A 16,362-nucleotide genomic window follows, 5' to 3' on the forward strand; every position below is an offset into this window, starting at 1 on the left:
CAAGCTCACTTTAAGGGGGTAAAGTCCACTTGAATATTAAACTGTTCTATTTCTGGACCGGTATCCCCCCCTTGACGCCAGAAATTATCGGGTGCAGGGATGCGTAGACATCCTGGGACCTCTCCGCAAGGGTGCCAGTGACGATTATGTCCGCCCCTGCCCTGGTGATTGCCTGGGCCGTCTCCCTGTCCCTAATACCACCGCCGACGATCAGTGGCACCGATATCAGTGCCTTGGTCTCAGAAACGACTTTCGGGCTCACCGTCGTCGGGGGGGAGCCGCTCCCTGATTCGAAGTAGACGAGCTTCATGCCAAAGAGCTGGGCGGAGAGGGCGAACGAGGACGCGAGGATGTGGTCCTCCCTCCCTATGAGCCTTGCCTTCCCCACCTTGCCCACAGTCATGCCGGGCTCGAACACAAGGTACCCCATGGGTATGACCTCAAGGCCGAGGGCCCTCAGGTACCTGGCGGCCCTGACCTGGTGGCCCACTATGAACTCAGGGTCCTCAGAGTTCATGAGGGACAGGTAGTATATGGCGTCCGCCCTGTCGCTGACCATGTTGGAGGAGCCCGGGAATATTATGATCTTCCTGGTGCATGAATCCCTTATGGATTCTATTGTCCTGTCCAGCATGTGGCCGTCGATGTTAGTTGAGCCCCCCCCGACCATTATGAAGTCCGTCCCGGCGGCCTCCGCCTCCTCTGCTATCTTGCCTGCCCTGTCCGGCGTCTGCGAGGCCGGGTCTATGAGCGTCATGTGGACCTTCTCTTCCCTTAGCTTCTCCAGAATCGATGCGTAAACGTTCATCCTAAATACCACCAACTACGAAGGACGCGAGCCCCCACAATCATGGCGAGCTTTGAGATCTGCTGCTTCCTGTGCGTGTCCCTGGATATCCCCACGGCCGAGAATACGAAGAGGGCATCGGATACAACAACGACAGGCACGTAGAACAGGTTCAGGAGGTGCAGGAGGTATGGCAGGGATGAGAGGCCAACGGCGAGTGCTATGCAGGAGGCCACCAGGGCCTGTGTGGCTCCCACGCCGTACCTCTTCGGGAATGTCTGCCTGTCCCTGTCGCCTTTAATGTCCTCCACCCCCCCTTTATGAGCTCCCTGGAGAGGTTAGCCAGGAAGGCCATGAGGAACAGGATCACCATCTTCTCTGGCGAACCGACAGCGAGGCCTCCGAATATGAATATGAGACCAACGAGGGCGCTTATGGATATGTTCCCCCCCGTGAGACCGAGCCTCTTTGTCCTGGCCTCGTACAGTATGAGGAGCGCCTCAGCAAGGAGCACTATTAGCGTCGACAGCGGTGGCAGGAATACCGCGGAGAGAACGACCGGGATAACGAAGAGGGCTGCGGCAGCGGCCCTTGCCTGGCCCCCCCTTGATATGCTCCCGGTGACCAGTGGCCTCTCCGGGTGGTTGATCCTGTCCGTCTCTATGTCCGTTATATCGTTTATTATGTTCCCCCCCCGGATGTTACAAGGAAGACCACAGCGGAGGCGACGGCCACCGGCACCACGAAGTGGACAAGGCCTGTCCCCCCCTTGCCTATGAACGCGGATATCCATGTGGCGAAGAGGCCCATGAAGCCGTTGACTGGCCTTATGAAGCGCAGCCAGACGTGAACAGGGTTGCCGTAACCTGGCTTTCCCACCTCAACCTTTGTGTTCTCCTCTGTCAGGCCACCGCACCGCAGGTATAAACTCACATACAGATATTAAGGTTTACACCCCTCCACTGGAGAGGGCATTCCTGTATGCTACGATGACGCTCTCCGTGCCGGCGCCACCTTTCACCTTTACTCCCGTGGGCGAGAGGTGCGTCCTGTAGGCCTGCGCTCCCGCCCTCTCTATCTCGTCTATGAAGGAGGATATGGGCGGAAGGGAGAGCCTCAGGTGCCGGGCCAGGTGGACTGCCTCTATGAAATAGGGCATGCTGTCCTCATGGAGGAGGGTGTCGAGGAGCCGGTTCCCGTTCCTGTCCAGGAATGACCTGTCCATCCTCCCGAGGAAGGCAGGGTCGTTCATCCCGGCGACCCACAGGGGGCCCTCATCGATGTCCCCGTAAAAGCTAAGTAGGTGGTGCTTCCTGTTGAACATGCCCACGTTTGACAGGCACCTGTCGGCAAGGGCTGCACCTTCTCTGACCCTGATGAAGACCCGGTAGTAGTGTGAGTGCCAGAATGAGAGGATAGGCTCTATGGCCCTGTCATAGGAAGCAGCCCTCCTGGCCAGGTAGCCCAGCAGGACCCTTATCCCGCTCTCGTGCCTGAGCTCGTCGTTGATCACAGAGGAGCCGTAACGCCTCCTCGTCTTCCTTGGGCTCGAACCTGTAAGCGCCGTGAGGTCCGTGACGGTTATGCCAAGTATGCCCCCCCCGTTGCGCACGCACCTCAGGGCCGCGTCAGCAAATGGCACGCAGGAGCCGTAGGGGGTCGATATCTATGTAGTCGAAGCTGAACCTCTCCACGACGCAGTTGAAGCTCTCGTTCAGCACCTCCAGGTCGACACCGTTGGCCCTCGCGTTCTCCTCTGATAGCCTGCAGGCAACTCTGTCCGTGTCTGCTGCCACAACCCTCAGGCCAAGCTCCCGGCCGATCCTTATGGCCCTCACGCCTGTCCCCCCCGAGAAGCCGTCCAGCACCACCCTGGGCCTCACGGCCGAGAGCAGGGATAATGTCACGTCCCTGTTCAGCTTCTGAGACCTGTTGTAGAAGCCTGAAACTGCCCTGCCCGGCCCCCCCTTCTCCGGCTGCTCCTCGGGCACATATATCTTCACCGAGCCCTCCTCAACGATCAAGCCGCGCCCTCTTCGCCGTTCAGAACCCTGAGCACCCTGAATGGCATGATGTTCTTGTTTATGGGCGTTATATCGAAGACCCTTACGCCCTCCAGGCTCCTGATCTCCTGCAGCACCGGTTCCTGGACTTCTTGTGCAGCGTCACTATTATTGGCTTCTCAGTACGCAGCGTCTCGCCGATCTCCTTCTGCACGCTCTTGGTCAGGTTCTCCAGCTTCCCCACCTCATCGATCACTATGACGTCAGCGTTCTCCCTGGCCTTCTGGAGGCTCGGTATCAGTATCTCCTCCAGCACCCTGGTGTCCACGCCCAGCTTGTCGAGCTTCACCCTGGACACAATGCCGCTCTGGGCAAAGACCGCCCTCTTCTTGGAACTTATGTCGAAGATCGAGTACCCCCCCACGAGCTTGTTGTTCTCCACCACCTCGCTGACCAGGACACCCTGCACAGTCAGGCCGTCCTTCTGAAGCATCTCGATTATCCTCGACAGAGCCTCGGCCTTTATTGAGCCCACAGGTCCCGTTATGCATATCTTCACAGCCATATCATCCCTCTCTGACGTCCTCAACGTACATCAAGGGGTAGTCCATATCCTCGACGTACCTGAGCCTGGCCCTTACCCTGACACTCCCGTAGGTGACCTCCACCTGTACGTCGAGCATCTCGCCATACAGAGTTATGTATTTGTACACGCCCTGCCTCTTGTGTATCGATTCCCTATCTATCCTGACCCTGGCGTCGGTCACAAACGGCTGGACCCTGAGGCTGCCCTCCATGGCCCTCTCCAGTGCGTCCACGTTGCTGAGGTTGAGGGGTACGCCCACATACTGGTGGTAGAGGGTGCCCAGCTTGATGCCAGCCTCGAACACTGCCCTGTCCCTCTCAGTGCAGTTGAAGTACTTCTGGGCAGGATCGTGCATTGCCACTTAATTACACGGAAGTAGTTAAATATTATTTAGTGAATAAGACTGGTTGCCCGTTTTTGCAGGCTATTCAGAACAAGGCTCCTGCCAAGCAGGTAGCCTCATGGGTGTGTCCTGTTTCCCGCCACCATTCAGTTCCCCTGCGGCCATCATCCGGGGGGGCCTGGCAGGGAAAACCCGGGCCCACAGTACACAGGTTGTGCCTGAGGGCTTTCCACAGTCCCGATTGGTGTTCAGCACTGGGCCGGGCCGGCACCGGTGTCTCGGTGGGCGACCGGCAACAGTTAAATATGGACTTTAGGATATGGAGGCCCGAAGATGGTGGATTCAAGGAGGATACTGACAGTACAGAACGGCTACAGGTTTGTTGGCCTTTTCCTGCTTCTCTTCGGCATAGGCTTCTACCTGGCATGGTCAATACTATACGATACATGGGCAGACATAGGCGTGTATTCCTTCACCGTGGTTCTGGTTGTATTCGGGATACTCACGCTTGTGCTCGTTGACACTGCAGAGAAGGAGAGAAATACCTAGTGCACCGTGATGACGTGCCTTTCGCCCCCTGATAGGTAGATGCACTGTGACGTGCCCTGGACCGTGCCACCCTGAGCCCTGAGGCCTCATCTCCCCCCCTGAGGGGCAGTAATGATGTTGCGCCCCCCCAGGTCTGGCGTCCTGAAGATGAATATGTGTGCGGAGTTGAGGAGTATGTTCCAGTCCCCCCCATCGCCGGCCCTGAGGTCGTCCATGTTCTGCGTCACCGAGACCACACTGGTAAGGTAGTGGCGGGAGTGCCTCACTATTGAGCCGGCGAAGGCTGCCAGTTCCCTGTTCCACAGGAGGTTGCTCATCTCCTCGAAGACCAGGACCTTCCTCCCTGGCTGCTTCATCCATTCCGGGATGAAGCGGAGCATGAGTGCGAGCCTGAATGCAGAGTCCCGGTCACGCTGGGTGCCTGTAACGAAAATGAAGCTCCCCCCCTGCCTGGCGCTGAAAGGATCGAACGCGGACCGCCTCAAATCTATCTTTGCTGCACCCGGAAAGAGGGGCGAGTATTCATCCAGCGGGTCAACGATCAGGAAGGCAGAGATTGCCGTGTCTGCCAAAAGGCCCTGCAGTAGCCTCTTGACGAAGTGCGACTTCCCGCTTCCGGTCTCACCAACTACGCACACGTTGAACGAGTTGTGCCTGAACGGGTCAAACAGGAACTTCCTCCTGTCCTCCCTGTAGCCCAGGAAGGTACCGGAGGTTGGCCTCGCCGGTTCCGGGACTGCAATGGCATCCAGGGACGAGTGTGTTATATATAAACCATTTTCCCTGCCCGGCACCATGTGCTTCATAGCCCGTGCAGGTACCTCGTAGGTGTTCAGCAGCCTCAGCCTTCCGCCCAAGGAGACAACACGCCTCTCCAGTGCCTCGATGTTCTCCCTGAGCCCGACAGGTCCGGAGCGCTCACCACTATGCTGGCGGTGCATGAATAGATTCTCTCGCCCTCCGCGGAAGCGGAGAGCAGGTATTCCGCGTACCTCACCATTTCGTCAACCCTGCTGGCCCGGCGCACCGTTTCCGGTGCCAGGTCCCTCCTGGCCCTTAGGGCGGCCAGGGCCCTGGCCAGCACCCTGTCCGGCCTCTGCACCTCGCTGACTGTGCAGACCAGCATGGCGTCCAGGTCTCCGTAGTCAAGGAACTCCCTGAAGAAGTTCGCCCTTACCTCAGGGAACTCCTCAACGGAGAGCACTGACCTGTACCGTCCTTTCCAGAGGAAGTATGTCCTGCCTGCCCAGTCCCACCCCCCCGAGACCATGCACGAGAGTGCCAGGAATGGTGATCCAACCCCCCCCTCCACAGCGCTCTCCAGCCGAACCGAGGGCGATGCAACTACAGCGGAACTGTAGAAATCGCCACTGACATCCTGTGTGGCTGTCATGTAAATGGCATGTCTCCCCGGCACCCTGCCCTTCTCGGGTTTGGAGGCGTTCAGCCTGATGCCCCTGAAGCGCAAGGAGGGCCCGTCAAACACGATCCCCCCCTCGCTGCCAGGCGCGCCCCCCAGCTGCGATGGCTGGAGAGAGCATGTCCAGGAGCAAAGGCCTGCCCGAGCGTGTTGCCAGGAGCAGCAGGCAACGGCACCCACGGCTGCTGCAAGTGGGATGGAGGTTGAGGAGAGCCAGAGGGAGGTGAGCAGGATGAGCAGCACAGATAGCAGCCTGTAACTGACACCTCTCCCCCCCAGCGGTGGTGCGGAGAGCCTGATGGCCCTCAGCTGTCATCACTCTCCCTTTCCATGTCCTGCATGCGGTCGTCCCTGGAAATGTGCCTGCGGAAGCTGCGCAGGAGACCTGGCCAGATGGCGATGGAGATGGAGGATGCCATGTATGAGAGGCCCTGGCCCAGGTAGATGCCACCTATTCCAACGATCAGCGTGACGGAGAGTGGGGGGGCGAGGAGCAGCATGCCTATCTGGAGGCCAGCGTAGCCCATTAGGAAGGATGAGAGGTACACGCAGAGGAGGATCACGAATGGAGAGGCCAGAGACTGCATGTAAAGGCTCCAGAGCCTGATGGCCTCCCTCCTGGCCGCAGGCAGTATGGCAATGGCTGTCACGACGGGGGGGAGCACAAACTGAAGGGCAAGTGTCAGCGCCTCCAGCACCAGGGCAACTGCCAGAAGCAGTGAGAGGGATACCATCAGTGCAGAGTAATAGAGGACGAGGAGGATGAGGCCACCTGCATGTGCAGCCACCGGAAGGGGGGGATATGAAATGTGGCGCCCAAAGTCACCCCCCAGGCAATGGAATAGAGGGAGAGGAAGGTGCGTTCTGTCCAGTGCGTGATCGCGAATGAGAGCGAGGAGACTGTGAGTGATGTGAGCGCGGCTGCAATGGTTCGCTCTGCCCTTTCCCTCCCGGCCACGCCTGCCAGCATGGCTAGGCCGAGCAGGGCCCAACCTGCTGTGTCAAGTGAGGGGAGCGCGTACCTTAGGAGCTGGTGGTAAAGGGGGCACCTCTGCCACAACCCTCGATTCTATGCCGAACTCGTAATTTGGGGTCAGGGCGTGCATCACCGCGAAGTGCCAGAGGAGGTAGTCGAGGGAGAGGAGGGCGGAGGAGATGGCCTGCACCAGCGCTGAGAGGCTCATGTGCCAAAGGCTATGAACTTGAAGATGCCGTATATGGAGCCGCTCACCGCAAGGGCATAGATGACAGTGCCTATGATTGCATTCCTGAGCCTTAGGTGCGATTCGTAACGCCTGTTCTCATCCACGCTGAAGAACCCCCCCAGGGCCACAGGAATCCAGAGTATGGCTATGACGACCGAGCTGACGCCTATGGCAACCTCCAGGAGCCTTTCGAGCACCCCCCCGGTGAACGCCAGGCCACCGACTGCGGAAAGGTACATCCTCGGATCCAGCATGGCTCCGGTTATGATCACCATCAAATTAAACTGTTTCCATTGTCTATGTATTGTAATAGATAGTTTAATTGTATTTATATCATTGTATCATAATTCACATATATTGTGTTTCTCACACACCCGTGAATCCCGCCGACTGCACGCCTGCCGATCCGGGTGCATTTGTGCCTGCGAACCTATTTAATCGGTGCCACCATCAAGGTTTGATGGAGCAGAAGTCATGGAGGGAATCGTACACAGAACTCCAGAGGCTTGTCCTGCCGGCTGACACTAACATCTACAACGCCCTCTACGGTGGCAGGCTGGTCGAATGGATTGACAACGTGGCGTCCATAGTGGCCACGAAGCACTCCAGGAGGCGCGCTGTCACAGGGAGCATAGACTCTCTCTTCTTCCTCTCCCCCCCATACACCTTGGGACATCGTGATAATGAGCGGCAGGCTCAACTACGTCACCAGGACTACAATGGAGATACAGGTTGACGTCTACAGCGAGGAGGGCCTCACAGGCGTCAGGAGGTTCACAACAACCGCGTTCCTCACATACGTGGCCATAGACCAGGACGGGAGGCCCACACCCGTTCCAGGGCTGCTCATTGAGGACGAAGAGACAAAGAGGAGGTTCGAGGAGGGGGGGGCGAAGAGGAGCGAGGCCAGGCTCGCCCAGCTCTCCAGGGTCAGGGAGAGCCACAAGAACGAGATATGATCACTCCCTGGTCACGTCTATGCCCCCCCACACCACCCTCATCTGGAAATAATAGTTCACAGGGAAGGAGAAAAAGGAACCGATGAAGTTTCCGATCAGGGGGTCAAGGTGGAAGAACCTGAACAGTGCCAGCTGGGTGCCTATTGATACGGAGTTGCCGAGGACGTTGAGTGCCTCGAACTTCATCATCCTCACAAGTTTTCCCCTTAACCTGCCAGTGTGCAGGCCTGAGTGGAGAGTTGTCCAGTGCTCGTTTATTAGGAATTCAGTTGCTATGCCGGTGAAGTAAGCGAGGACGTCTATGGGGACCAGCATGCCTGTACCCAGTTCGGCAACGAGTGAGCCTGTGATGCCCTCTATGACCAGGAACCCGATGAAGCCTGAGAGCGAGTACTTCCCGGCCCTGACCACGTTCCTCCTCACTAGGTCAAGTATCCTGTCCCTTACACCCGCCCCAGGCATGCAATGGGATATTTCATGGGTGAATATCACTGTGTCTGGCCCACGCAACCCATAATTACCCTTTCCACATTAAAGGGCAGATGCAGGACCTCGAAGCGGAAAAGATGAACGCTGCCAAAGAGGCAGCAAAGGCCGTGCGTTCCGGCATGACCATAGGCATCGGCTCCGGCTCGACGGTGAACCACTTCATCAGGGCACTGGGGGGGGAGAGGGTGAAGGAGGAGGGGGGGCTCTCGGTCACGTGTGTAGTCAGCTCCAGCCAGTCGAGGAGGCTGGCGGAGGAGAACGGGCTCAGGGTGATAGAGGACATACCTGAGAAACTGGACATAGACTTCGACGGCGCCGATGAGGCTGACCTGAAGGGAAACCTCATCAAGGGGGGGGTGGCGGCGCCCTCACCAGGGAGAAGATAGTTGCGTACAACAGCAGGGAGCTCTGGGTCATGGTGGACAGCACGAAGATAAAGAGGGACTACCTTGGCAGGTTCCCGCTGCCAGTTGAGATACTGCCCTTCATGGTATCGAGGACGCTGAAGAACCTGGAGGAGGCTGGATGCTCCTGCTCACTGCGCGGTGGTGGTGCCTACAGGACGGACAACGGAAACGTGATAGCGGACTGCAGGTTCAAGAGGATAGACGACCCCGCTGCGCTTGAGAGGAGGCTCAAGATGGTGCCTGGGTCGTGGAGGTGGGGATATTCACGTCCCTCACCTCCAGGATCATAGAGGGCACCGTTGATGGGGGTGCAGGTCTACAGCATCCCGAAGTGATCAGGTCTGGAAGCTCCTCAGCTGGTTTATTGTGGCATTTATCTCATTTATCTTGTTCGTCTGCTCCTGTATTATCTCCTCGAGTATCTCGTTGAAGTCCTTGGAGAGCTTGTACCCGTGTATGGGCCTACCCTTCCCCCCCTCCTTCTTCATGTTCCTCTTGTTTATCCAGCCCTTACGCCTCAGCCACTGCATGGCGATGGAAACCTCAGGTTGCCTGAGGCCCGTCTCCCTCTCTATCTCCACGCTGGTTATCTCACCCTTGTCCCTGATGTAGACCAGGGTGTATGCAACGCTGCGGGGAATATCCGAGGTCATGAGGTACTTCACAAGCCTCTCATCCTGCTCTGTAAGGGGGGGCATAGTTACTGTATATTATAATTGTATATATATTTAATGTAAATCAATATAAAAGGTATATATAATTTTCTAAAAAGCGATACAATCAGCTCTTGGCAAGTGCCTCTAACTTGCTGATAATCGTGTACAGAGAGGCCCTGCCGTGAGCCGGGACGTTGGGGTCGTTGGCCATCTCATCCAGTATCGATACCGCAGTGGCACACCTCAGGTCAAGGCTCTCCTTCTCGTTGGTCAGCCTTGCCTTGGAATCGGTGGCGCTCTTCCTCACGTTCTTCGGCACGGAGGTGTCCTGCGAAAGCTCATCCAGCAGATACAGTATCTCCTCATACAGCTTCTGGTCCATCCTCTCACTCCTCCACTCTCTTACCCATCTCCTTCTTGATAGATATAACCATCATGGTCTTTGAGGACTTGATGCCGGGTATCTTAGTGAGCCTTCCCACCAGGAACTCCTGGAACTCGTTGAAGTCAGGGCACTTGACCTTGACAACGATGTCGTAGTCCCCCCCGGTCACTATGAAGACGTCCTCCACGTAACCCTCCTTGGCGAGCTCCACAGATACGTTCTCGACCCTGCTCACATCCGTCTCGATGCCCACCAGCGCGGTGACTATCCTGTCGGTGTAAAGTTTGCTGATCTCCGCAGTAACCTCGGATATCAAAGGCCCACTCTCCTCCCACCACCGGGCCCGGTTTCAGGCTCTCCGCCACACCGTCGCGCCGGCGATGTGGGAGAATTTGATAATTAGATTTAACCTTACGGTTTTTATTCCATCTGGGACATTTTAGTTTTGCCAGCTTTAAGTTCACTTGAAAAATTTAAAGTATACTGAACGATATGGCATGCTATGATGGTTGACATCCCCCCTGAGAGGGAGGCCCGTCCTCATTGCCGGCCACGGCAGGGAGGTAGACGAAAAGGTCCCCCATGTTCCTGGAGGAGGGTGCGCTTGTGCACCTGGTGGGGGGGCGGGCAGGGCATGTATCCGGCCTCGCTTCCCACTCGCCTGGCCTTGACCGTGATAGGGTCAGAGATACGGCCAGGGAGGTCATGCCGGTCATATCGTTCATTTCAACAGAGGACAGGGAGTTGAACCGCGCACTCGTGGAGGCATGCAGGCCCTTCAGCCAGATAGTATACGTGCCGGACGACATGTCGCTCAGCCACATATCACTGTGTGCCATAACAAGGGCTGGGCCCGTGAAGATCGCTGTGTCCACATCGGGAAAGAGCCCTGCCATGGCACACATAGTCAGGAGGAGGCTTGATGTGCTCGCCAGGAACGGCACGCTTGTCAGGCCAGGCGAGGCCAGTGCCGTTGAGGTCATTGGCGGGCTCAGGGAAAGGGTTAGGGGTGCCTTCAGTGAGGCAAGATCAAGAAAGGTCTTCATGTACAGGCTCCTTATGGACCCCCCCACTTTCCAAAGCCTGTCCCTTGCCGGCGATGTGCAGGCCGCTGCAGCGAGGGCCAGTGTGCTGATGGAGGAAATGAGGTCAAGGTACAGATGAAAGGGAAGGTCTACCTTGTGGGTGCCGGCCCCCCCGGTGACCCAGGGCTTCTCACCCTGAGGGCCGTTGAAGCCCTCAGGGAGTGCGACGTGATCCTGTACGACAGGCTCGTAGACCCAGCAGTACTCAGGTTTGCTGGCGCTTCAGCACAGGCCATCCCTGTGGGAAAGGAGGCAGGGCCGGGGGGGAGCGGCGAGCTGCAGGCGCGTATAAACGAGATGATGCTCGCACACGCACTCAGCGGGAAGATGGTGTGCAGGCTCAAGGGCGGTGACCCCCATGGTGTTCGCCCGGGGGGGCTGGGAAGAGATCGCCTTTCTCAGGGAACACGGGGGGGTGGAGGTTGAGGTCATACCTGGCGTCTCCTCCATAACCGCCTGCGCGTCTTCCGCGGTGATACCGCTGACGCACAGGGGGGGACTCTCGTCGTCGGTAGCGGTGATCACAGCTGTGGACATGAACGGGAGGCTCCTCACCGACCTGATACTGAGGAACCTGGCCCTGAACGGGACGGTGGAGATACTGATGGGAGCAAGGAGGCTCCACGAGATATGCAGGGCCCTCCTGGAGGCCGGCACCGATTCGTCCCTGGCCGTTGCGGTTGTGGAGAAGGCTTCCACTCCGGAGGAGAGGGTTATCATGGGCACGCTCAGGGAGATATCGGAGCTGGACGGCTTCCAGAGCCCTGCCACGGTGATCATGGGCCCGACAGTGGGCCTTGCCATGAGGAGGGAGGAGGCGAGCAGGAGTGAGGGTTACCTCTGATGGCAACCTTGAGACGCTCATCCGCGAACTCATGAGGAGAGCCTCATTAAGAGGCCCTGAGTGCGCAGGTTACGATTTTGAGGTGCCGGAGAACGGTGGTGAGCCCGACCAGGCATACCTGGCTGAGGAAATCTCCATGCTTGTGAAAGCTGAACTACTGGCACACCGGAGGAAGGAGAGTGAAGGCGATATAATTGAGGCCAGCCTCAGGATCATTTCATGCATCTCCGGTGTGCGCCCGGACAGCCCGGAGAACCTCCTGCGCCTGAGGGCGGCACATGCCGTGGCGGACCCGTTCGTGGCGAGGATCATGAGGATGAGCGGCGACTTTGTTGAAAGGGCGGTGTCGGCAGTCAGGTCGGGCTGTGACATAGTGTTCGACAGTGCCATGGCCATGGCGGGCGTCTATTCCAGTGGGGGTCCTGAAGAGGTGCAGGATGCACTGCTACGTCCATGAGCCTGAGGCAAGGGAGACCGCCGAGAGGGAGGGCATCACGAGGAGCGCGGCTGCGGTGAGGCTGGCTCTGGAAAGGCACCGGGGCGCGTTCTTTGTCATAGGCAACGCGCCCACTGCGCTCATGGAGCTCCTCCGGCACGGTGAAGCGAGCGATTCAGTTGTCATCGGCGTCCCCCCCATAGGCTTCGTCGGTGCGGCCCAGGCGAAGGATGCACTGGCACGCTCCGGCCTCACCTACCTGACCGTGCCCGGCCACAGGGGGGGCGGGAGCCCGATGGCCTCTTCCATACTCAACACCATAGGTGGTATGGCATGAAGGGAAAACTCTATGTTGTGGGTATAGGCCCCCGGCGGGAGGGAGCAGATGACCCTGGAGGCCGTGAGGTGCATTGAGGAATCTGAGGTGATCGTGGGGTACCACCTGTACCTCAGGCTTATAGAGGGCATGCTTGCCGGGAAGACCGTGATCTCCGCCGGCATGACAGAGGAGATCGGTAGGGTGAGGGCGGCGCTTGAGATGGCGGAGGCCGGGTACACAGTTTCCCTGGTTTCCAGCGGCGATCCGGGCATCTATGGCCTTGCCGGGCTTGTCTTCCAGGTGGCAGGGGACTCGAACCTAGAGATCAGGGTGGTACCGGGTGTCAGCGCGCTCTCCTCATGCTCCGCAGTCCTTGGCGCGCCATTGATGAACGACTTCGTGTGCATAAGCCTGAGCGACATGCTGACGCCAATGGAGAAGATAGAGGAGAGGATCGAGGCGGCAGCCAGGGCAGACTTCGTTGTGGTTGTCTACAACCCAAAGGGCAGCCGGTTCGAGCACAACCTCGAGAGGTTCAGGGAGATAATGCTGCGCCACAGGCCACCCGATACGCCGGTGGGCATCGTGAGGAAGGCCTACAGGGAAGGCGAGGAGAGGGTGATAACCACGCTTGCGGACATGCTCTCCCATAGGATCGATATGGTAACCACGATAATTGTGGGCAACTCGAACACCTTCGTCTCCGGCGGGAGGATGGTCACACCCAGGGGGTACGAGAACAAGTACAGGATAGAGAGGGCGTAGATGAGGGATCCCCCCCTTGCAAAGTTCGGGCTCACCACCGGCACCTGTGCCGCAGCAGCCTCCAAGGCAGCCACGCTGCTGCTGCAGGGCACGAGGGTGGAGAGGGTTGTCGTTCCGACACCAATAGGCCTGAGGGTAGAGGTGCCTGTGAATGGCCTCTCTGTGCTCCCCTCATGTTCCGCAGCAGCCTCGGTCAGGAAGTTCTCCGGCGACAACCCCGACACCCTCGACGGGAGGCTCATCGTTGCGGTGGCCAGGCCAGATGGCAGTGGTGGTGTCAGGGTGCGCGGGGGCAGGGGGCGTGGGCATAGTCACTTCCCATGCCCTTCCCGTGCCACCGGGTGAGAGCGCCATAAACCCTGTGCCCAGGAGGATGATAGAGGAGGCAGTCCTGGAGGCCATGCCAGGCGGTGGTGTGGCCATAACGATCTTGGTGCCAGGCGGCGCAGAGGTTGCAAAGAAGACGCTGAACCCAGGGTGGGGGGGTCGAGGGGGGGGCATCTCGGTCCTTGGCACAACGGGCATTGAGGAACCCGTGTCGAACGAGGCCTATTCTGGCCACATCAGGCGCATGGTGGTCTCGGCCCGCTGCGTGTCCGATACCCTGGTTGTATGTCCCGGGAACACGTCCGAGAAGATCGCGCGTGAAACGCTCGGCGTCCTGCCTGAGGCAGTCATAGTGACAGGGGGGGACAGGGGTGGACACAGCGCTCGACGAGGCCCAGAAAAGGGAGTTCAGCAGGGTCGTGATCCTGGGCATGCCAGGGAAGCTATCGAAGCTTGCCGCCGGGCTGTTCAACACACACAGCCGGCTCGGGGGGGACGCCAGGATGGAGACCATAGCGGCGCTGGCTGCGGCCGCAGGCCTCCATGCAGAGGGGGGGGTGAGATCCATCCTGGCCTGCAGGAACACCGAGGAGGCCTTCAGAATAGTCTCAGGGGGGGCCGGCCTCGAAAGGGAGGTGGCAGGAATGCTGTGCAGGCGCATAAGGGAGAGGGTGAAGGAGAGGTACCCTGGAATAGGGGGGCTGTGGACGTCTACCTCCACTCCCCCCAGGGATCACTGATGGGTAGCAGCGCGGAGGAGGTGTTGCACTGATGCAGAACCTGGACTGGGTTGTTCCGGGCATACCGGACGAGATGTTCGAGAGGGTGGAGAAAATACCCATGACAAAGGAGGAGATCAGGGCCATCACGATCTCAAAGGCCAGGCTCAGGAGTGGCTGGAAGGTCCTGGATATAGGCTGTGGTTCAGGTAGCATCACGGTTGAGGCAGCCCGCCTGGTGGGCGATGGGGGGGCAAGGTGACAGGCGTGGACAGGTCACACGATGCGTGCCAGCTAACGCTCAGGAACCTGGAGCGCTTCGGCGTGTCTGCCAGGGCGGAGGTCGTGGAGGCTGATGCGGTGGACTACCTTTCCAGGGGGGGAGAGAGGTTCAACGCGATCATTGTCGGCGGGGCCTCTGAAGAGATAGAGGAGGTGATCTCTCTGGCCAGGAGGTGCCTGCTCCCCCCCGGCGGTACGCTGGTGCTGAACGCCATTATGCTCGAGACCTGCACCAGGGCTGTGGCCTCCATGAGGGCCTCTGGCTTCGAAGGCGTGGAGTGCACTGAGGTGATAGTGGCCAGGGGGGGCATGTATGCGAGCCAGGGCACCGCGATGATAGCGAGGAACCCGGTCTTTGTCATATCATGCAGGGTGGGCGAATGAGGCTCACGGTCGTTGGCCTGGGCCCCGGTGCCCCTGACCTGATAACCCTGCGCGGCCTCAGGCCCTGGAGTCCAGCGATGTCATATTCGTGCCTGAGACGAGCAGGACGGTGGCTGGCCTGGCAATGGGTGTTATAATGGGCCTTGGGGGGGGAGGCCTGACATCGAAGGTGGTGAGGCTACCATTCCCCATGACGAGGGACGAGAGGAGGCTCGAGGAGGCGTGGGAGGCCAACTCCAGATCGATAGTGGAGGCCCTTGGGCAGGGCAAGAGGTGCTGCTACGCCGTGCTGGGCGACCCCATGCTCTACAGCACCTTCGGGCATATACAGAGGATCCTGGTGGACAGGTACGGGGGGGTCGAGGTGGAGTTTGTGCCCGCCGTATCGTCCTTCACTGCCTGCCCTGCGAGGGCTGGCCTCGTCCTCGGAGAGGGCAAGGAGAGCATACTGATCACGTCCATAGAGAACCTGGGCCTTGTCAGGGACAATATGGAGAAGGTGGACACCTTCATCCTGATCAAGGGGGGGCAGATCTCCTACAGGGAGACAGTGGAGGCCCTGAAGGAGTACGGTATAGGTGAAAGCGATACGCTCCTCTACGCCAGGAGGTGCGAGATGGAGAGCGAGAGGATAATCTGCTCAGAGGCGGGCACGTTCCCGGCAGAAGGGGGGGCAGAGCAGGACTACTTTTCCATGCTGGTGGTAAGGAGGAACAGGAGATGACTGGTAACAAGGTCTACATAGTGGGTGCCGGCCCCCCCGGAGACCCGGAGCTACTGACGGTGAAGGCCCACAGGTTGCTGGTCCAGGCCGACCTGGTAATATACGCAGGTTCACTGGTGAACCCCCCCGAGATACTCAGGGTGTGCAGGCCGGATGCCGAGCTTGTGAACTCCGCGACCATGACTATGGAGGAGGTCATGAGCATGATAGAGAGGGCCTACCTGGAGGGCCGCAAGGTCGTCAGGCTCCACAGTGGGGGGGACCCGCACATCTACGGTGCGATCAGGGAGCAGATGGACATGCTGAGGGAGAAGGGAATACCCTACGAGGTGGTGCCCGGCGTCAGCGTCCTGACCTCTGCGGCGGCCTCCCTGGGCACGGAGCTCACCCTTGAAGGTGTCTCACAGAGCATCCTGATCACCAGGGAGGGCAGAGGATACCCCCCCTGGACCCCCCCAGGGAGGACATAAGGCCCTGGCCCAGCACAGGAGCACCATGGTGATCTTCGCGGCCATACACATGATTGAGAGGGTTGTCAGGGACCTGGTGGAGGGTGGGTACAGCCCCCCCGAAACACCTGTTGGCGTTGTCTACCACTCCACATGGCCTGACGAGCTCGTCATACGCGGCACGCTGCAGGACATAGTCAGGAAGGTCAAGGAGGCCAGGATATACAGGACTGCGCTCA

23 protein-coding genes and 6 pseudogenes are annotated in these 16,362 nt (G+C 59.0%); 13 read left to right on the forward strand and 16 right to left on the reverse strand.

The window, feature by feature from the left end:
* Positions 1-46: 46 nt before the first annotated feature.
* The 6 genes and pseudogenes from JCM13583_RS04510 to JCM13583_RS04535 form a co-directional block, all read right to left on the reverse strand.
* Positions 47-808, reverse strand: a complete 762-nt coding sequence (locus tag JCM13583_RS04510) for a geranylgeranylglyceryl/heptaprenylglyceryl phosphate synthase (RefSeq protein WP_075056940.1) — start codon at positions 806-808, stop codon at positions 47-49.
* A pseudogene (locus JCM13583_RS04515) lies at positions 805-1,597 on the reverse strand (UbiA family prenyltransferase). Before JCM13583_RS04515 ends, JCM13583_RS04510 begins: the two are co-directional and overlap by 4 nt.
* A 139-nt stretch (positions 1,598-1,736) precedes the next feature.
* Entirely contained in the window at positions 1,737-2,429 is a 693-nt protein-coding gene (locus tag JCM13583_RS04520; protein WP_075056855.1) for a hypothetical protein, read from the reverse strand.
* Positions 2,416-2,811: a hypothetical protein gene (locus tag JCM13583_RS04525; RefSeq protein ID WP_075056856.1), complete on the reverse strand. Its 396-nt coding sequence runs from the start codon at positions 2,809-2,811 to the stop codon at positions 2,416-2,418. The genes JCM13583_RS04520 and JCM13583_RS04525 overlap by 14 nt, the downstream gene beginning before the upstream one ends.
* A pseudogene (locus JCM13583_RS04530) lies at positions 2,808-3,355 on the reverse strand (NTPase). The gene JCM13583_RS04525 and the pseudogene JCM13583_RS04530 overlap by 4 nt, the downstream one beginning before the upstream one ends.
* A gap of 1 nt (position 3,356) precedes the next feature.
* Positions 3,357-3,731, reverse strand: a complete 375-nt coding sequence (locus JCM13583_RS04535) for a dihydroneopterin aldolase family protein (protein WP_075056941.1) — start codon at positions 3,729-3,731, stop codon at positions 3,357-3,359.
* Between the two features lie 321 nt (positions 3,732-4,052).
* Here JCM13583_RS04535 and JCM13583_RS04540 point away from each other — a divergent pair, with 321 nt between their 5' ends.
* Positions 4,053-4,268, forward strand: a complete 216-nt coding sequence (locus JCM13583_RS04540; protein ID WP_075056857.1) for a hypothetical protein — start codon at positions 4,053-4,055, stop codon at positions 4,266-4,268.
* Positions 4,269-4,354: 86 nt separating this feature from the next.
* On the opposite strand, the gene JCM13583_RS04545 is transcribed toward JCM13583_RS04540, so the two are convergent.
* From JCM13583_RS04545 to JCM13583_RS04565, 6 genes are all read right to left on the reverse strand, one after another.
* Positions 4,355-5,209: a DUF87 domain-containing protein gene (locus JCM13583_RS04545; protein ID WP_162509396.1), complete on the reverse strand. Its 855-nt coding sequence runs from the start codon at positions 5,207-5,209 to the stop codon at positions 4,355-4,357.
* Positions 5,110-5,931 carry a hypothetical protein gene (locus tag JCM13583_RS04550; protein ID WP_075056859.1) on the reverse strand — a complete coding sequence of 274 codons (822 nt, stop codon included), beginning with the start codon at positions 5,929-5,931 and terminating at the stop codon, positions 5,110-5,112. The genes JCM13583_RS04545 and JCM13583_RS04550 overlap by 100 nt, the downstream gene beginning before the upstream one ends.
* A gap of 62 nt (positions 5,932-5,993) precedes the next feature.
* Positions 5,994-6,476 (reverse strand): hypothetical protein, encoded by a 483-nt coding sequence (locus JCM13583_RS04555; RefSeq protein ID WP_075056860.1) that lies wholly within the window; start codon positions 6,474-6,476, stop codon positions 5,994-5,996.
* Complete coding sequence (locus JCM13583_RS13830) at positions 6,422-6,646, reverse strand: hypothetical protein (protein ID WP_171823437.1); 225 nt, start codon at positions 6,644-6,646, stop codon at positions 6,422-6,424. The genes JCM13583_RS04555 and JCM13583_RS13830 overlap by 55 nt, the downstream gene beginning before the upstream one ends.
* A gap of 43 nt (positions 6,647-6,689) precedes the next feature.
* Positions 6,690-6,872: a hypothetical protein gene (locus tag JCM13583_RS04560; RefSeq protein ID WP_075056861.1), complete on the reverse strand. Its 183-nt coding sequence runs from the start codon at positions 6,870-6,872 to the stop codon at positions 6,690-6,692.
* Complete coding sequence (locus JCM13583_RS04565) at positions 6,869-7,147, reverse strand: hypothetical protein (protein WP_171823438.1); 279 nt, start codon at positions 7,145-7,147, stop codon at positions 6,869-6,871. Before JCM13583_RS04565 ends, JCM13583_RS04560 begins: the two co-directional genes overlap by 4 nt.
* A gap of 206 nt (positions 7,148-7,353) precedes the next feature.
* Here JCM13583_RS04565 and JCM13583_RS04570 point away from each other — a divergent pair.
* Positions 7,354-7,852, forward strand: a pseudogene (locus JCM13583_RS04570) (acyl-CoA thioesterase).
* Here the strand turns inward: JCM13583_RS04570 and JCM13583_RS04575 are convergent.
* Positions 7,853-8,314, reverse strand: coding sequence for a GtrA family protein (locus JCM13583_RS04575; RefSeq protein ID WP_075056862.1), 462 nt, complete (start codon positions 8,312-8,314; stop codon positions 7,853-7,855).
* An 80-nt stretch (positions 8,315-8,394) separates the two neighbouring features.
* Between JCM13583_RS04575 and rpiA the strand changes: the two are divergent.
* A pseudogene (rpiA, locus tag JCM13583_RS12155) lies at positions 8,395-9,178 on the forward strand (ribose-5-phosphate isomerase RpiA).
* Here the strand turns inward: rpiA and JCM13583_RS04590 are convergent.
* From JCM13583_RS04590 to JCM13583_RS04600, 3 genes are all read right to left on the reverse strand, one after another.
* Positions 9,084-9,446: an ArsR family transcriptional regulator gene (locus tag JCM13583_RS04590; RefSeq protein ID WP_075056865.1), complete on the reverse strand. Its 363-nt coding sequence runs from the start codon at positions 9,444-9,446 to the stop codon at positions 9,084-9,086. The pseudogene rpiA and the gene JCM13583_RS04590 sit on opposite strands and share 95 nt — an antisense overlap.
* An 82-nt stretch (positions 9,447-9,528) precedes the next feature.
* The gene (locus JCM13583_RS04595; protein WP_075056866.1) at positions 9,529-9,786 is read right to left on the reverse strand and encodes a UPF0147 family protein; all 258 of its coding nucleotides are present in this window, start codon (positions 9,784-9,786) and stop codon (positions 9,529-9,531) included.
* A 4-nt stretch (positions 9,787-9,790) separates the two neighbouring features.
* On the reverse strand, positions 9,791-10,105 hold the full coding sequence (locus JCM13583_RS04600; RefSeq protein ID WP_162509398.1) for an Lrp/AsnC ligand binding domain-containing protein: 315 nt from the start codon (positions 10,103-10,105) through the stop codon (positions 9,791-9,793).
* 266 nt (positions 10,106-10,371) lie between these two features.
* Between JCM13583_RS04600 and JCM13583_RS04605 the strand changes: the two genes are divergently transcribed.
* The 10 genes and pseudogenes from JCM13583_RS04605 (at position 10,372) to JCM13583_RS13835 (ending at position 16,144) form a co-directional block, all read left to right on the forward strand.
* The gene (locus tag JCM13583_RS04605; protein WP_075056867.1) at positions 10,372-10,953 is read left to right on the forward strand and encodes a hypothetical protein; all 582 of its coding nucleotides are present in this window, start codon (positions 10,372-10,374) and stop codon (positions 10,951-10,953) included.
* Positions 10,950-11,718, forward strand: a pseudogene (cobA, locus tag JCM13583_RS04610) (uroporphyrinogen-III C-methyltransferase). The gene JCM13583_RS04605 and the pseudogene cobA overlap by 4 nt, the downstream one beginning before the upstream one ends.
* The gene (locus JCM13583_RS04615; RefSeq protein ID WP_075056868.1) at positions 11,702-12,175 is read left to right on the forward strand and encodes a precorrin-8X methylmutase; all 474 of its coding nucleotides are present in this window, start codon (positions 11,702-11,704) and stop codon (positions 12,173-12,175) included. The pseudogene cobA and the gene JCM13583_RS04615 overlap by 17 nt, the downstream one beginning before the upstream one ends.
* Positions 12,156-12,491 carry a precorrin-8X methylmutase gene (locus JCM13583_RS04620; protein WP_162509399.1) on the forward strand — a complete coding sequence of 112 codons (336 nt, stop codon included), beginning with the start codon at positions 12,156-12,158 and terminating at the stop codon, positions 12,489-12,491. Before JCM13583_RS04615 ends, JCM13583_RS04620 begins: the two co-directional genes overlap by 20 nt.
* Positions 12,492-12,539: 48 nt before the next feature.
* Positions 12,540-13,238 (forward strand): precorrin-3B C(17)-methyltransferase, encoded by a 699-nt coding sequence (gene cobJ, locus JCM13583_RS04625; RefSeq protein ID WP_075056870.1) that lies wholly within the window; start codon positions 12,540-12,542, stop codon positions 13,236-13,238.
* Positions 13,239-13,583: a cobalt-precorrin-5B (C(1))-methyltransferase gene (locus JCM13583_RS04630; protein WP_075056871.1), complete on the forward strand. Its 345-nt coding sequence runs from the start codon at positions 13,239-13,241 to the stop codon at positions 13,581-13,583.
* The gene (locus tag JCM13583_RS12160; RefSeq protein WP_171823439.1) at positions 13,540-14,337 is read left to right on the forward strand and encodes a cobalt-precorrin-5B (C(1))-methyltransferase; all 798 of its coding nucleotides are present in this window, start codon (positions 13,540-13,542) and stop codon (positions 14,335-14,337) included. The genes JCM13583_RS04630 and JCM13583_RS12160 overlap by 44 nt, the downstream gene beginning before the upstream one ends.
* A gap of 8 nt (positions 14,338-14,345) precedes the next feature.
* A pseudogene (cbiT, locus tag JCM13583_RS04645) lies at positions 14,346-14,950 on the forward strand (precorrin-6Y C5,15-methyltransferase (decarboxylating) subunit CbiT).
* Positions 14,951-15,038: 88 nt separating this feature from the next.
* Positions 15,039-15,674, forward strand: a complete 636-nt coding sequence (locus tag JCM13583_RS04650; protein ID WP_075056873.1) for a precorrin-2 C(20)-methyltransferase — start codon at positions 15,039-15,041, stop codon at positions 15,672-15,674.
* Complete coding sequence (locus JCM13583_RS13835) at positions 15,671-16,144, forward strand: cobalt-precorrin-4/precorrin-4 C(11)-methyltransferase (RefSeq protein ID WP_075056874.1); 474 nt, start codon at positions 15,671-15,673, stop codon at positions 16,142-16,144. The genes JCM13583_RS04650 and JCM13583_RS13835 overlap by 4 nt, the downstream gene beginning before the upstream one ends.
* Positions 16,145-16,362 lie beyond the last annotated feature (218 nt).

Origin of the sequence: Thermogymnomonas acidicola JCM 13583 (assembly GCF_001316105.1) — an archaeon.
Taxonomy (GTDB): domain Archaea; phylum Thermoplasmatota; class Thermoplasmata; order Thermoplasmatales; family Thermoplasmataceae; genus Thermogymnomonas; species Thermogymnomonas acidicola.

Excerpts from the sequence above, each read along its gene's own strand:
- JCM13583_RS04565 (WP_171823438.1), bottom strand. The coding sequence starts at position 7,147 with ATGCTGGATCCGAGGATGTACCTTTCCGCAGTCGGTGGCCTGGCGTTC.
- JCM13583_RS04605 (WP_075056867.1), top strand. The coding sequence starts at position 10,372 with ATGTTCCTGGAGGAGGGTGCGCTTGTGCACCTGGTGGGGGGGCGGGCA.
- JCM13583_RS04560 (WP_075056861.1), bottom strand. The coding sequence starts at position 6,872 with ATGAGCCTCTCAGCGCTGGTGCAGGCCATCTCCTCCGCCCTCCTCTCC.
- cobJ (WP_075056870.1), top strand. The coding sequence starts at position 12,540 with ATGACCCTGGAGGCCGTGAGGTGCATTGAGGAATCTGAGGTGATCGTG.
- JCM13583_RS04575 (WP_075056862.1), bottom strand. The coding sequence starts at position 8,314 with ATGCCTGGGGCGGGTGTAAGGGACAGGATACTTGACCTAGTGAGGAGG.
- JCM13583_RS04590 (WP_075056865.1), bottom strand. The coding sequence starts at position 9,446 with ATGCCCCCCCTTACAGAGCAGGATGAGAGGCTTGTGAAGTACCTCATG.
- JCM13583_RS13835 (WP_075056874.1), top strand. The coding sequence starts at position 15,671 with ATGACTGGTAACAAGGTCTACATAGTGGGTGCCGGCCCCCCCGGAGAC.
- JCM13583_RS04535 (WP_075056941.1), bottom strand. The coding sequence starts at position 3,731 with ATGCACGATCCTGCCCAGAAGTACTTCAACTGCACTGAGAGGGACAGG.
- JCM13583_RS04545 (WP_162509396.1), bottom strand. The coding sequence starts at position 5,209 with ATGCACCGCCAGCATAGTGGTGAGCGCTCCGGACCTGTCGGGCTCAGG.
- JCM13583_RS04620 (WP_162509399.1), top strand. The coding sequence starts at position 12,156 with ATGCACTGCTACGTCCATGAGCCTGAGGCAAGGGAGACCGCCGAGAGG.
- JCM13583_RS04595 (WP_075056866.1), bottom strand. The coding sequence starts at position 9,786 with ATGGACCAGAAGCTGTATGAGGAGATACTGTATCTGCTGGATGAGCTT.
- JCM13583_RS04630 (WP_075056871.1), top strand. The coding sequence starts at position 13,239 with ATGAGGGATCCCCCCCTTGCAAAGTTCGGGCTCACCACCGGCACCTGT.
- JCM13583_RS04540 (WP_075056857.1), top strand. The coding sequence starts at position 4,053 with ATGGTGGATTCAAGGAGGATACTGACAGTACAGAACGGCTACAGGTTT.
- JCM13583_RS04510 (WP_075056940.1), bottom strand. The coding sequence starts at position 808 with ATGAACGTTTACGCATCGATTCTGGAGAAGCTAAGGGAAGAGAAGGTC.